Origin of the sequence: Oceanobacillus sojae, from assembly GCF_900162665.1 — a bacterium.
Lineage (GTDB): Bacteria > Bacillota > Bacilli > Bacillales > Amphibacillaceae > Oceanobacillus > Oceanobacillus sojae_A.
In genome coordinates, this window is the sequence record NZ_LT727812.1 from 718,166 (window position 1) to 731,385 (window position 13,220).

Annotated in this window: 14 protein-coding genes; 5 read left to right on the forward strand and 9 right to left on the reverse strand. The window is 36.7% G+C overall.

The annotated features are described in order from the left end of the window. Positions 1-38 precede the first annotated feature (38 nt). Positions 39-182 carry a hypothetical protein gene (locus BN1068_RS23675; protein ID WP_175637155.1) on the reverse strand — a complete coding sequence of 48 codons (144 nt, stop codon included), beginning with the start codon at positions 180-182 and terminating at the stop codon, positions 39-41. A gap of 98 nt (positions 183-280) precedes the next feature. Next, positions 281-1,027, reverse strand: a complete 747-nt coding sequence (locus tag BN1068_RS14255) for a class I SAM-dependent methyltransferase (protein ID WP_077603516.1) — start codon at positions 1,025-1,027, stop codon at positions 281-283. Positions 1,028-1,282: 255 nt separating this feature from the next. On the opposite strand from BN1068_RS14255, the gene BN1068_RS14260 reads away from it, so the two are divergent. From BN1068_RS14260 to BN1068_RS14270, 3 genes are all read left to right on the forward strand, one after another. Beyond that, positions 1,283-1,774, forward strand: a complete 492-nt coding sequence (locus BN1068_RS14260; protein WP_077603517.1) for a sigma-70 family RNA polymerase sigma factor — start codon at positions 1,283-1,285, stop codon at positions 1,772-1,774. Beyond that, positions 1,771-2,922, forward strand: coding sequence for an anti-sigma factor (locus tag BN1068_RS14265; RefSeq protein ID WP_077603518.1), 1,152 nt, complete (start codon positions 1,771-1,773; stop codon positions 2,920-2,922). Before BN1068_RS14260 ends, BN1068_RS14265 begins: the two co-directional genes overlap by 4 nt. A 201-nt stretch (positions 2,923-3,123) precedes the next feature. Further along, positions 3,124-4,305: a metal-dependent hydrolase family protein gene (locus BN1068_RS14270; RefSeq protein WP_077603519.1), complete on the forward strand. Its 1,182-nt coding sequence runs from the start codon at positions 3,124-3,126 to the stop codon at positions 4,303-4,305. Between the two features lie 70 nt (positions 4,306-4,375). Here the strand turns inward: BN1068_RS14270 and BN1068_RS14275 are convergent, their stop codons facing one another. The 3 genes from BN1068_RS14275 to BN1068_RS14285 all read right to left on the reverse strand — a co-directional run bounded on the left by BN1068_RS14275 (position 4,376) and on the right by BN1068_RS14285 (position 7,864). Further along, positions 4,376-4,714: a DnaJ family domain-containing protein gene (locus BN1068_RS14275; protein ID WP_077603520.1), complete on the reverse strand. Its 339-nt coding sequence runs from the start codon at positions 4,712-4,714 to the stop codon at positions 4,376-4,378. 395 nt (positions 4,715-5,109) lie between these two features. Continuing rightward, complete coding sequence (locus BN1068_RS14280) at positions 5,110-5,544, reverse strand: hypothetical protein (protein ID WP_077603521.1); 435 nt, start codon at positions 5,542-5,544, stop codon at positions 5,110-5,112. Between the two features lie 154 nt (positions 5,545-5,698). After that, positions 5,699-7,864 carry a DNA topoisomerase gene (locus BN1068_RS14285; RefSeq protein WP_077603522.1) on the reverse strand — a complete coding sequence of 722 codons (2,166 nt, stop codon included), beginning with the start codon at positions 7,862-7,864 and terminating at the stop codon, positions 5,699-5,701. 222 nt (positions 7,865-8,086) lie between these two features. Here BN1068_RS14285 and BN1068_RS23680 point away from each other — a divergent pair, with 222 nt between their 5' ends. Both BN1068_RS23680 and BN1068_RS14290 read left to right on the forward strand, forming a co-directional pair. Then, positions 8,087-8,236, forward strand: a complete 150-nt coding sequence (locus BN1068_RS23680) for a hypothetical protein (protein ID WP_175637156.1) — start codon at positions 8,087-8,089, stop codon at positions 8,234-8,236. Positions 8,237-8,590: 354 nt separating this feature from the next. Continuing rightward, positions 8,591-9,337 (forward strand): hypothetical protein, encoded by a 747-nt coding sequence (locus BN1068_RS14290; RefSeq protein WP_077603523.1) that lies wholly within the window; start codon positions 8,591-8,593, stop codon positions 9,335-9,337. 117 nt (positions 9,338-9,454) lie between these two features. On the opposite strand, the gene BN1068_RS14295 is transcribed toward BN1068_RS14290, so the two are convergent. The 4 genes from BN1068_RS14295 to BN1068_RS14310 all read right to left on the reverse strand — a co-directional run bounded on the left by BN1068_RS14295 (position 9,455) and on the right by BN1068_RS14310 (position 13,162). Then, complete coding sequence (locus BN1068_RS14295) at positions 9,455-10,327, reverse strand: helix-turn-helix domain-containing protein (protein ID WP_077603524.1); 873 nt, start codon at positions 10,325-10,327, stop codon at positions 9,455-9,457. 245 nt (positions 10,328-10,572) lie between these two features. Then, positions 10,573-11,481 (reverse strand): sensor histidine kinase, encoded by a 909-nt coding sequence (locus BN1068_RS14300; RefSeq protein ID WP_077603525.1) that lies wholly within the window; start codon positions 11,479-11,481, stop codon positions 10,573-10,575. 17 nt (positions 11,482-11,498) lie between these two features. Further along, complete coding sequence (locus tag BN1068_RS14305) at positions 11,499-12,248, reverse strand: ABC transporter permease (RefSeq protein WP_077603526.1); 750 nt, start codon at positions 12,246-12,248, stop codon at positions 11,499-11,501. Then, positions 12,245-13,162: an ATP-binding cassette domain-containing protein gene (locus BN1068_RS14310; protein ID WP_077603527.1), complete on the reverse strand. Its 918-nt coding sequence runs from the start codon at positions 13,160-13,162 to the stop codon at positions 12,245-12,247. Before BN1068_RS14310 ends, BN1068_RS14305 begins: the two co-directional genes overlap by 4 nt. Between the last annotated feature and the right edge of the window lie 58 nt (positions 13,163-13,220).

A 13,220-nucleotide genomic window follows, 5' to 3' on the forward strand; every position in this document is an offset into this window, starting at 1 on the left:
TTGTTGCGATAATTTAACAGTTAAAATCCTTGAATCAATTATGTAATATAAATCATTAATATCACAAAAAATAACAAAGTCTCCACATTGGTTACATACACATTCGGTTTTGCTTTAGCAAACAGCTTTACGGGGGTTATTAAAATACCGATCCAGCCTAATATAATTGTGGGAATCGTCATATTTTATCTCCTTCCACCTGTGTAGATTTTTTCCCTATCTTTTGTTCAGCCTTTTTTAATTGCTGTATATCCATATCCATATGCTATACACCTGCAATTCATTTTCTGGCGAGTATCGTAAATTCCCAAGGGATATCCTCCCCATTCCAGCCGCGATGCTCATCAAACTTTTCCAATTGAAAACCGGAACCGATAACAGCATTAATAATGTCACTCAATGTATATAAACGAATAGAAACGCTCGGAAAATCAGTCTGCTCCGCTTCATCAAAAAAATTTTTATAAGCTAAGTCACCTAATTGGAGATTCTTATTCCCAAAGTAACTTCCCTTTTCACTATCCGTCAAAATACACTTCCTTAGCGGATGAAAATCACTCAAAATCATTTTCCCATTCGTTTTTAACAGCGCATAAAGAATACTCAGCAATTTTTCAATATCAGCAAAGTAATGCAGGATTCCGCCTTCAAGATATAAGACGTCAAAATAGTTCTGATACGCAGATAAGTCAATTTCATAAATATCAGTCACAATATAATCAATAGTGGTTTTGGCATACCCGGCAAGCTCCAGAGCATACTGCTTATTTTCTTCTGAGATATCAAATACAATAACGTCTGCTCCAAGTAAAGCAATTGGAACTGCTTTTCTCCCATTAGATCCGCAAAGATTGGCAACCTTCTTCCCCTCTATATGTCTAAAATATTGCTTATGCTTCTTCAGATGAGTAATGGGATTCTTTATTATCTCTTCAGCTAATTTTTCCGGTGCTCCATATCTTTTATTCCAAAACTCATATGCCCGATGCTCCCAGGCAATTTTATTTCTTTTACTCTGCTCATTCATTTTTCTCCCCCTAAAATAGAAGAATTTTTATTTGTAATAAGGTTTCAATCTGGTTTCATTTTATGTATATTCTTAATCGTATCAAAGTTTTTAACGGATTTACCGCTTAATATGCAGACAATCGTTGAAATACGGTGATGCCGCCATACATATAGCCTCTTTGGCAATTATATATTTTATTTCATAATACTTGAAATAAATCTGTAACTTTTTTTAATATGAAACGTGTTATGTGTAGACGGAAAGGAGGAACACATGAAATCAATTGATCAAGTTTATCAATTATATTTTCGAGATATTTATCACTTCCTTCTTTCTCTGAGTCGCGACCATTATACAGCCGAAGATCTGGTGCAGGAAACATTTTTACGGGCTTATCTGTATCTGGAATTTTATCATAATGAAAATGTGAAATCCTGGCTATTCACTGTAGCTTATCGTACTTATATTGATTACTACCGGAAGCATCGAAAAAGCATCGTTACCGAAACAGATTTCTTTCAACGATTACAGAAAAATGACGCAGACATTCATCATCAGATTATTTTAAGTGAAGAGGTCAAAGAAGTTTTGACACTCATTGACCAGCTGCCGGATAAACAGCGGACTGCTATTATTCTTCATGATATTCATGAGCTGTCTTATAAAGAAGCTTCTCAGATAATGGATGTAAAACTCGGCCATTTTAAAATAATATTGTTTCGCGGAAGACAGGCAATCAGGCAGAGAAAGGATGAAAATCAATGAAAAGAACATTTGAAGAAAAATTGCACGCCTATGAAAAAGGTGAATTAACAGAGGAAGAGAAGGAAGCATTTGAAAAGGAACTAGATACACTGGAAAACATCTTTGAAAATGGAGAGAAGCAGGAGAATAGGCCTTTCAATAAAAAAGAGCAGAAAATCCTGCGGAGAGGAAAATGGAAAGCCCGGATTCAGACAACTTTTTTCGTGTTTATTATATTTATTGGTATTTTATTTATTAGCATGATAGGTACCGGGATCTATTACTCCTGGGGGACACCGGACAAATCAGAAATCATCATGAATGTTAAAGATTATACTGCTGCACTGACAGATCCCTATGGCAGCTTGTCCTATTCTTCAGCACAGGGCGGTTTATTCTTCGGACTGGATGTAGAAACAACGATGCGAAAACAGGTTGGTGATGAAATATTTGAAGTCGGTGAATCTGAATCGTCCTTCTTCTTTTCTTATTTAAGAGAGCAGAATGATACTTTATTTACAAATGACAATTCCGCATCGCCTGGTTTTTATCTGCCTGGTGAAGAAGAAGCACAATACTCAGATTGGGAACATCTGGAAAATTTACCGGAAGGAACAGTATCCTCTGCTTATATTTCTTTTGATGAGTTTCTTAATACAGATGAAGTGTTTGAGCTCTTCGATAACTATAATTTAGAAATTCTTTGGTTTGGAGTTCAAAAAGGTGACATGTCAGATGAGTATGAAATTAATTTTATTTCTAGTTCAGATCCATTCTTTTTTGGATTTCCAGCAGCTCCCATCTGGCTGGATGAGGATATGTATACCGTAGAAAGAGAGGAAGAAAAAGGCTTGTTTGGCTCAGGGACTGTTTCTGAAACCAACTCTTCCCCCACTTATGAAGATGGAGACAGTGAGATGCTGCATGAGCAATTTTTTAAAGTGCTGCATTTCCTGTCAGACCACGAAAAGCTGGCTAATAAATATGTTTGGGATGATTTGCATATCGACGATACCATACAATATTTTGAAGAAAACGGGATTAACCACTACGGTGTGGTGGTTACAGGGCCGACAAAAGAGCTGCTAAAGCTGCGGGAAAATGATGAAGTCTATGCCCTACAGCTGGATGAAACGCGACTTTGGAATTGGACTGACCGAGAAAATTAGAACTGCATTTATTGAGACATCCTTTAATTGGTTAACGGCTTTTACATCGGGCCAATTAAAGGATGTCTTTTATTATTTAATTTTCAAGAAAATAATTCTAAGACAAATTCCCACAATTCTCTCTTTTTTTATGATATATTTATCTGTATTCTAAATTTTTTCATACAACATTAGAAAAATCAATCATGAGGAGAGACAAGAATGACTACGATTTTATTTAAAAATGCCAAGGTATTTACCGGCAAAAACACAGATTTTGAAGCAATTGACTTTGCGGTGGATACAGAATCAGGTCTATTTATCAATCGAGAAACAAAAGAAGCAGATAAAATCATTGACCTGAAAGGAAAATATGTGATGCCCGGTTTAATCAATGCCCACACACATATTGTTTTAGATCCTTTCTTCAAAATTGGCGGTCTATCCTCCGTTAATGCTGTCAAAACAGGTGCAGTCGTAAATACGTATATTGCGGTAGATAACTTAAACAAACTGTTAAAACATGGAGTCACATATATACGTGATGTTGGTTCTTCTGACGACATTGATTTACAATTATCTAAATTAGAAAAAGAAAATAAAATTACTGCACCGGGAATTATCGGATCCGGCCCGGCGCTTGTGATGACAGGCGGACATGGTGTTGAGTTGGGACTGGAATCTGATGGTGTTGACGAACTTCGTAAAAATGCCCGTGCCAATATTAAAAATGGCGCACGAAACATTAAATTAATGGCTACCGGCGGTGTAAGTATTGATGGAGAAACACCGCAAGATATTCAGCTCAGTGTTGATGAAATGCGCGCTGCAGTGGATGAAGCTCACCATAAAGGTTATACAGCCTGTGCCCATGCCCAAGGGACAGAAGGAATCAAAAACGCAATTCGTGCAGGTGTAGATTCTATAGAGCATGGTATTTATCTTGACGATGAAGCGATACAAATGATGCTGGATAACGATACCTACCTAGTGCCAACGCTAATGGCTCCATGGGCGATTAATCAGCATCCGGACAAATTACCTGATTTTATGGTTAAAAAATCTCTCGCTGTCCAGGAAGCACACATTGTAAGTATCGGCAAAGCGGCAAAAGCTGGAGTTAAAATTGCAATGGGAACAGATTCCGGCACTGCTTATAATGATTTTGAAAATGGATCTTCCCAGGAGCTTCAACAGATGGTCGATGCCGGCTTAACACCATTGCAGGCATTAAAATCCGCTTCTGTTAACGCAGCAGAGCTGTTGAAAATCGACGATCATGCAGGATCTATTGAGGAAGGCAAACTCGCTGATTTTATCATTATCGAAGAAAACCCAATGGAAGATATAAAAGCTGTCCAAGCTGATAAAATTGTTTACAAAAAAGGAAAGAAAGTGGAATAAGTATAAGAGAAATCCGACTGGACCTGTGTAAGGATAAGCTATATCCTGCAGGTCCAGTTTTAATTTATGATTACCACTCTTTCTTCGCTGCTTCCAGATCAGCTAAGCTGACAAATTTCTTTTGCAATGGCGCCGGACAAATTCGGTTATGCTTTTTAATCTGCTTGTTAATTTTTTTGATATCCCCTTCTGTCTGCGCTTCCTGCACTAATAAGCTGATTTCTTTTTGCAGCTTCAGCCATGGGGGCAAATAGCCGGCATCCTTCGCTATTTTTTGAAATTGTTGAAAAGTATCCTTTTGAATATAATCTTTAGCCAAAGGCTTCCCCTTGCCTGGTAAATCTTTTTCATAGCTGTAGTCATTTTCTTTAATCATATCTCCAATTAAATCATTATACTTCCTATCCAATCGTATAGCCTCCCCTCTATTGTGTTGTGAATGACAATCTGATAAACTTTTGAAATCCAGAAAATTTAAATAATAAATGCTACTTTTTAGTATACTGCCTTTTTACACAATCTGCTATGTGAAAAGGAATCATTTTTAAGTATTTCAAATTTACCTATCAGCATGACCCTATACGGCGAGAGGTAAAACAGATTGTCAGTTTACTATATCCGCCAAGACCCGGCGATTTCATTGATCTTCTTTATGATCCTCGAAACGGGAAGGTATATTCTTGGAGAGATTAAGCAATATTTTCAGTTAAAAGAGACATAATTTCTAAGCATATGAATTCAGATAAAAAGCTGCCCTATGAAGTGACATCACCTCATGGACAGCTTATCTGATTACCAAAACATTTATTGTGACATTTTTTTCTTTTCAGAGAATAGCTTCCCTCTCTCCAGCCATTTTTGTTTAGCTGCTTTTCTTCTCTTTACTTCCTCTTTTAATAGCCTTGGGAAGACATCTTCAGCAAAATCCTGCACACTGTCCCAATCCGAAAAAAATAGAACTATCGTGTCCCGTGTACCATCACTATTTCGCCGTTTATTCAAGCATACTCCAAAAATCCGGTCCGATCTCTCAATCATCCTTTGAAATAAAAGGGGATGTTTTTCCTGATCTCTGTACAGATCTTCAACCATTCCCATATAATGCGAATCATAACGGTGGAATGGCGTATCGGCATCAATGCTTTTACTGCTGCGGTATACTTTACGGTTATTTGCGTAAATCCATATTAATGTACCATAATCCAGATTTTCCTTTGTGCTTACGATAACCTTTTTCATGTTGGGCATCCTGTCTAGAGGAAAATTTAGCATGGTAAATACAATTCTTTATATCTCCGTTTATTAAAATAATGCTACCTCTGCTTCCATTATACACTATATCCCGGCTAAAAGCTTGGAAACTTGGGAATGCGCACATCCATCACAGGTTATTTCACTTGGAAAATTCCATTTTCCAGCTATAATAGTCATTTTCCTTATTCTTCTCATAGCTTAAATAAGCATTGAATTTCTTGCCTTTTTTACTTGTCAGACCCTTCACAAAGACTTTCTTCTCTTTCAATAGTTTTTTCACCATTGTTTTCGTCGGTTTTTTCCGCATCGAGGCTAAATATTTATCATTTTTCCAAATCGCAAAGGAACAGCCCTTTTTCCAATTACTGCAGTTAAAGGCTTTATAACCATCTATCACCTTGCCGCCGCATTCCGGGCATGTCCCCAATACTTCATTGGTTGCCCGTGTGGAGGCTACTTTATTAATAATAATGTCTTCTCCATCTTTAATTGTTTCAACTGACTCCGTGGTGAAATCAAAAACAAGCCGGAGAAACTCCTGTTTACTCGCTTTTCCTTTTTGAATATCTGATAATCCTTTTTCAAGACGTCCAGTGAATTCTAAGTCAAACAGATTTTTCACAGGAAAGATCTCAACAAGACGATTGCCAAGCTCTGTGCAAAGCAGATGCTTGCTTTCGGTTGTAATATAGCCTACATCTTTTAATTTTTTAATGGTTTCCGCTCTTGTTGCAGCTGTACCAATACTAAAACCCGTTAATATACTGCCCAGCAGCTCTTCACTTTCATCCTCTTTGTAGCTTTTTCCGCATGTTTCCATGACACGCAGCAGGGTTCTTTCCGTATGATGCTTTGGCGGCTTGGTTACATGGGAAGTGACCTCAGCACCTGTTACATCTACAAGCTCCTCCTTGTTCACCGCAGGCAGTAATGTATCTTTTGATTGGATTTTCTCAACTTTTTTCCAGCCTTCCACAAGCTGAACCTTTCCTTTTGAATGGAACATACCTGGCAATTCCACTTCCAGAATTTTCGTAGTCAGCTTTGTTTCCTCATATTCAGCAATTGGCATAAATTGCATAATAAAGCGGTTTTTAATTGCTGTATACACAATTCCTTCATCCGCTGAAAGTCGTTTCGGCTTCATATAGGTTGGAATGATTGCACTATGACTTTCCACTTTTGCGTTATTAAAAACACGTTTTGTTTTCATAAATTTAATTTCATCTTTATAAGGAAGCTCTTCAGCATGTACCTTTAACACATGGGCTGTTTTTCCAACTAAACTCTCTTCCAGTGCAATACTGGACGTTCTTGGATAGGTAATCAGCTTTTTCTCATAAAGTGACTGAGCCACCTTTAACACCTTATCAGAAGTCCATCCCTTGTACTTATTCGTTATAACCCCCTGCAGATTGGATAAATTGAATAAAAACGGAGGAAATTCCTTTTTCTTCTCCACCTGCTTATCTGTAATGACAGCCTGCTTGTTTTGAATTGCCTCGTGAATTGGCTCTAATAATTCTTTTTTCTTAAATTTATCCTCTTTCTTTTCTGTATAAATACCTTCATATTCCTGTTTATCTGCTGTCTGAAAGGTTGCAGTCAGTTTAAAATAATCCTCAGGTTTGAAATTTTTTATCTCCTGATCGCGGTCATAGATGATTTTTAATGTTGGCAGGAGTACTCTTCCTATATTGAGTGCTTTACTTTTCCCCTGCTGATATTTTAAAGTTGCTACGGAGGTCAGATTAATGCCGATAACCCAATCAGCCCATTGCCTGCTGACCCCTGCATCCCGCAACGGCTGCATCTCCGCATTCAGCTTGAGATTTTCCAGCCCCTGCAGCACCTCATTTTGCGTCCATTCATTCAAGAGCAGGCGATACACCGCAGCCTTTGGTTTCTTACCGCCCCGGTAGATGATACTGTCAGCAATCAGCTGCCCTTCCCGGTCATAATCACATGCCGAAATAATTGCTTCTACATCATTCCGTCTCATCAGAGTATGGATTGTTTTTAACTGCTTTGCAGCTCCGCCATCTGTCTGTGCCCGGTTTCTGGGACTGCTTTTTATCTTATATTTAAATTCAGAAGGGATAAAAGGAAAATTATCCATTTTCCAGCTTCGCATTTTTCCATCATAGTCCTTTGCATCATATAACTCGACCAGATGGCCAAATGCCCAGGTAATGACATAGTTATCCCCTTCAAAATAACCATCTTTCTTGGTTTTTATTTTTAATGCGTCTGCAATATTTTTTGCGACGGATGGTTTTTCTGCTAAAATTAACCGGACTCCCATTTCGAATTCATCGCCTTTCCATTAAAGCCATATTAATCAGTTTTCAACTATTATTTTCACTTATTAGAAACATTCGTTCGATATACCATTATGTCATAAATTCTATTTTTTTTCTAATAGATACCTGCTTCACAATTTATATTTATGGTACACCTATAATTTTTAAATGTATGGTTAAACTAATTGTATAAATTATCATGAATATTTACAGGAGGTGCCATCATGTCTGAACAAAATAAAAATCGCAACAAGGATAAAGGAAAACAAAATAATCGCAATAAGCATAATAAAACAGGTCATGATACGGAATTTGCAAGTGAAAACAGCGAGTTCCTGAACTTAGATAATAAGAAAAATAAAAGAAAAAGATAATATTTATCTAAAAAAGCTGAATCAAGCTGCTAAAGCTCGACTCAGTTTTTTTGTACATATAATTTCTCAGATACTGCTTTTTCAGCATTAATTCTTTTATTCTAAACGAGTTTATTGTCTGTAATCCTTGCTTTCAAAAGCTTTTTCTTGTCCAATAAACCAGTTCGTCTTTATTATGCGTTTTATCAATTCGGATTTTCATTTTTTAGTATATTTCTTCAATTATCCATTTACTTTGATTATCGAAGTTTTACAAGCCGCCCAGAATACTTTATGATTAATTTATCATATTTATTGAATTGGCATTCATAGCATAACAACTATTTTTAATTAAAAGAAAGGAACGGTCATAAAATGAAGAAACAAATAAAGTTTACCAGTTGTATCCTTCTCCTGCTTTTTATCACCTTTGTACTGGTTGCCTGCTCGGATAATACAAACGAGAGTGATAATAATGATTCTGCAACAAATGAAGCGGCTGAAGAACCTGGTACAGCAGAAGATGACAATGTGACAGATGATAATAAATCTGATGAGAGTACTGCAACAGACGAGTCTGATGAAAATTCCAATGAAAATGATACGGATAATAATTCAAGTGAAGAATCGGATACTGATTCTTCTGACGACAGCTCAGTTGAAAATGAAGAAAGTAATGACAGCTCTTCAGAAGATGATGATAATGCATTATCCAGCTATTCCTCCGAAGAAATTGAATATGCCCGCGTTTGGCTGCAGCTTGGACCAAATCAGGATATCGATGAATTATATGTAGATCATGTTCCTGCAGGCACACCGCTTGATCCAAATGATGAGGAGAATGATGTCAGTTATCCGGAGGATGTTATTCAGGTATCCGGCTCCCGTATTGTAGATGGTATGGTAACATATAGCGGCAATGGCGACGGCACCATCAATGTCTATAACATTCCATACGGAAATCGCTGGTATGGAGGCACTCCCCGTCCTGACGATATTGATTTAGAAGACGTTAAGGAGGAAATGAGAGAGATGCTTGAAAATCCAGAATTAGTCTCTATTGATCCCGGCGATGATGAAAAGGTTAAAAATATTATTGAAAAAATGTATATTATTGATTGATAGACGGTCAATCAATAATATATAATAAAGCGGATAGAAAACGTTAATTCTATCCGCTTTATGTTTATCTGCAGCAATATTCATCTTTTCACATTATACTACCCACAATACACATTCCTATATAGATTTGTGCTCCTCCAAAATTCCCTTCACAATATTCACCATATTCGTATTCCCCTGAATCTCAAATAAAGTCTTTGCTGTTTGGATATAAGCTAAGCCTTCCTCTTTTCTATTTAATTTCACCAGATTATTACCAGTCTGATAATAGCTGTCCGGAAGCATATAGAGTGTATTTCTTTTCACACAAATAGATATCGCCCGTAAGCTATACAATTTTGATTCGTTGTATTCCCCTAAATAAGTCAGCGCCTGAGATAAACCGAACAGAATTTTCAGCTCTGTTTCAAAATCATCTGTTTCTTCCATTTCTTCTAACTGATCCCAGGCTTCTTTGTATAGCTGGTGAGCTTTATGATAGTCTTTTTCATCCTGATATATGGTGGCAATACTTGTTTTTACATTAATATTCAGCAATTTATCAGAATCGGTGTTTTCTACACTTAATAAATCCTCAAGCATCCGGACACTTTCTTTAAACTTATTTGTTAGATGATAAAGTGAAATCCCTTTATGCCATAATAAATAGCGATGTTCATAAGAAGAATATCTATTAATATTAACTGTCAGCTCATTGTCTACAATATATTTAATGGAAGTATAGTTCCTTTGCGCTTTCAACTGGTGTATCATGTTTTTTATTTCATTAAAATGCCCGTTGGAATTTACAGGATTGGTGTCAAAGAAATAATTCATATCAACCAGTAACCTTTTGCTGAGTTCAAACAAAACAAGACTGGAAGGATTCAGCACACCTTTTTCAATATTGCTTATTTGTGCCTGTGTGCATATACCTGACGCAAGCTCTTTTTGAGTAAGACCTAACTCCTGACGTCTTTTCTTTATATTTGTACCCATATTTAATTCCATCCGTTTTCCTCCATTATCATGATAGAGATGCTTTATAATAAAAAAATATTCATTACCTATTATTTATATCATATAGTTATAGACAGTTCAACAAAGACAGGGCTGCTGGTGCTATGTTGAAGGAAATCAAAAGGAATAAAAAAATGCTTCAAACGCAGGTGCTTTTCTCTAAATTAAGCAGCTGTATTGAAAGCATCTCTAAAATACATGAGGTTTTCTATCTTTTTAATACTGTCTTTGAGTGGTTACGCCCATTTTTTTAACGATACGACCAGCTGAAACTTATCTCCAGTGACATTTGCATCTATTTTTCCCTCCAGCTTATGAACCAATTGCCTGACAATATGCAGACCCAATCCAAGCTGGTCTCCCGTTCGACTGCTATCCATCCGGTATGTCCGGTCAAAAATCCGCTGAAGTTCGGTTTCAGGAAAATCAGTGATATCATTCTCTGCCTGAAGAAGGATAAATTCCCCATCTTCCTTCAGCTTAATAGTGAAGTAAGTTTCCGCATATCTTAAAGCATTTTGAACAATATTGCTGATAATCCGACCGACTGCTTTTTTATCAGCTAAAACAGGAGATACAGGAGTTTCATCTATCTCAATTTTCAGCTCCTTTTCTTCAAAATCATGATAGAACATCAGCATTGTCTCCACAATCAGCTGATCCAAAGATACCCGTTCCATACTTAATTGCTGATCAGAGGAATTTATTTGAGAGAGCTCGTAGAATAAATCAACCATCATAGTCAGATTGCCAATCTTCTTTTGAATAATAGATAAAAACTCTTTTTTCTCTGCATCTGACAAAGAGGGATCTGTCAGCAATTCTGAAAATCCTTTAATCGAGGTTAAAGGTGTTCTTAAATCATGCGAGAGATTGGTAATTTCCTGCTTTAATTCTTCTTCTCTCTTCTGGTTATTCTGCTGGTCCTTCTTAAATAAATGAATCAGCTGATTGATATTGGTAATAAACCGAATCAGGCCTCTGCTGTGTGTATTTGTACGGATTAATTCATTTGTACCAAAGTTTTCATTAATATCTTTGAGCTGGGCAGTTATCCTTCTGATATCCCAATGAAGTAACAACAGCATGCCGATACAAACAATTAATAATATACTCAATATAACAATAATCAACCAGCTGTTCACTTCTAGCCCTCCATAAATCAACCAATATCCTGTTTCGTAAACGTTGCCGCTCCGATGAATAAAGCAATAACACTGATTACAATACCTGTCACCCAATAATGATAATCTAATTGCACAGATTGATGCATAAAACTCATTAAATTGTCATTCAGCTGTGTGCTTGGGGCAAATAAATAAAACTCATTCCATCCATTCATTTGACGAAATACGAAATACAGCAAATCACCTGAGAAAATATATATAAATGCAATAATAATGATATTATATATATCACTGATTTTCAGCATTTTCAATGTGTGTATCAATATAAAGCCACTAAGTACAATCGGCACCATATTAAAGCTGGCAATTAAGAAATTGCCGGTTGTCTCCGGCTCTTTAGCAAAAAGGATCTCTCCTAATCCAATCATCAGGAGTATACCAGCTATACAAACGAACATAAAATAACATAAAGTCAGCATTAATTTTGACCAGAAAATACTACTTTGGGAAATACCAAAGGAGACAGCTTGTTTAGTAAGAGATATGTCCTTCCCTGTCAATGTTGCATTATACACAAAGGAAATAATTATAATCAGCACACCCATACCAAGAACATTTGAATAAAAAAACGAACTTGTGCCATAAGGAAAATGAGAATCTGCTTCATTAAAATAATACAGAACAAATGCTGCTGCAGTAATTAGAATAAAGCAAATAGCCGTCGTCAAATAAAGGCTTTTTTTACGCAGTAAGCGGTAGTTCTCACTTTTCAGGTAGTTGATCATTTCTCTCCTGCCCCCTCCACTAATCCTAAGAAGTATTCTTCTAAATTCAGCGCTTCCACACGGAATTCCATCACAAGTACATCATTTTTGATTAAAAGGCGGTTTATTTCCCCAGCCTTTTCTATATGATTTTGTATGGTGATTATTTGATCAGGAAGGGATTTATATTGGATATCCTCATAGGCACGTTCTAAAAGTTGTGCGGTCTTTCCTGTGTCATCCACCTTTAAATGGATTTGTTTCCTGCTTTTTTCATCCAGAAGCTGCTTGCTGACATCCTCGACAATCACACCATTCTTAATAAATACAAAACGGGTTGCTACCAGCTGCAATTCCGTCAAAATATGGCTGGAAATCAAAATGGTTATTTGCTTTTCCTGATTTAACTGAATTAATAGTCTGCGAATTTCCATAATACCTTCTGCATCTAAACCGTTAATTGGCTCATCAAGCACTAAACAATCCGGGCTGCTTAAGAGAGAAAGAGCTATTCCCAGCCGCTGCTTCATACCCATGGAGTATTCCCCAAATTTTTTCTTCTTTTGATTTGCCAGCCCGACAATTTCTAACACTTCATTTATCCGCTTTTTTTCTGCGACTCCTCTTTGAATCCGGAAGTACTCCAAATTTTGAATTGCTGTAAAATCCGGAAAAAAGACAGGTGTCTCAATCATAAATCCCATTCTTCTTTTTGCTTGAATCATATCTTTGCCTGACTTTCCAAATAAGTAAATTTCTCCAGTTGTCGGCGTTAACTGGCCCGAAAGCATTTTAAAAATAGTTGATTTTCCGGCTCCATTTTTACCAATTAAAGCACAAATCTCTCCTTTCTCCACAGAAAAATCCAGCGGTTTAATAACTTCATCCTGCTTAAACTTCTTCGTTAATGTGTACGTCTGAATAACAGCACTCATCTTCTCGGCTCCTTCACTAAATGTTCTTGCTACCTAGTTTAGCGCAGGACTCTTTAAA

What these genes read in the sequence shown, in the direction of transcription:
- BN1068_RS14295 (WP_077603524.1), bottom strand. Translation starts at nt 10,327, where the DNA reads ATGGAATTAAATATGGGTACAAATATAAAGAAAAGACGTCAGGAGTTA.
- BN1068_RS14280 (WP_077603521.1), bottom strand. Translation starts at nt 5,544, where the DNA reads ATGAAAAAGGTTATCGTAAGCACAAAGGAAAATCTGGATTATGGTACA.
- BN1068_RS14255 (WP_077603516.1), bottom strand. Translation starts at nt 1,027, where the DNA reads ATGAATGAGCAGAGTAAAAGAAATAAAATTGCCTGGGAGCATCGGGCA.
- BN1068_RS14310 (WP_077603527.1), bottom strand. Translation starts at nt 13,162, where the DNA reads ATGAGTGCTGTTATTCAGACGTACACATTAACGAAGAAGTTTAAGCAG.
- BN1068_RS23675 (WP_175637155.1), bottom strand. Translation starts at nt 182, where the DNA reads ATGACGATTCCCACAATTATATTAGGCTGGATCGGTATTTTAATAACC.
- BN1068_RS14270 (WP_077603519.1), top strand. Translation starts at nt 3,124, where the DNA reads ATGACTACGATTTTATTTAAAAATGCCAAGGTATTTACCGGCAAAAAC.
- BN1068_RS14260 (WP_077603517.1), top strand. Translation starts at nt 1,283, where the DNA reads ATGAAATCAATTGATCAAGTTTATCAATTATATTTTCGAGATATTTAT.
- BN1068_RS14265 (WP_077603518.1), top strand. Translation starts at nt 1,771, where the DNA reads ATGAAAAGAACATTTGAAGAAAAATTGCACGCCTATGAAAAAGGTGAA.
- BN1068_RS14305 (WP_077603526.1), bottom strand. Translation starts at nt 12,248, where the DNA reads ATGATCAACTACCTGAAAAGTGAGAACTACCGCTTACTGCGTAAAAAA.
- BN1068_RS14290 (WP_077603523.1), top strand. Translation starts at nt 8,591, where the DNA reads ATGAAGAAACAAATAAAGTTTACCAGTTGTATCCTTCTCCTGCTTTTT.
- BN1068_RS23680 (WP_175637156.1), top strand. Translation starts at nt 8,087, where the DNA reads ATGTCTGAACAAAATAAAAATCGCAACAAGGATAAAGGAAAACAAAAT.
- BN1068_RS14285 (WP_077603522.1), bottom strand. Translation starts at nt 7,864, where the DNA reads ATGGGAGTCCGGTTAATTTTAGCAGAAAAACCATCCGTCGCAAAAAAT.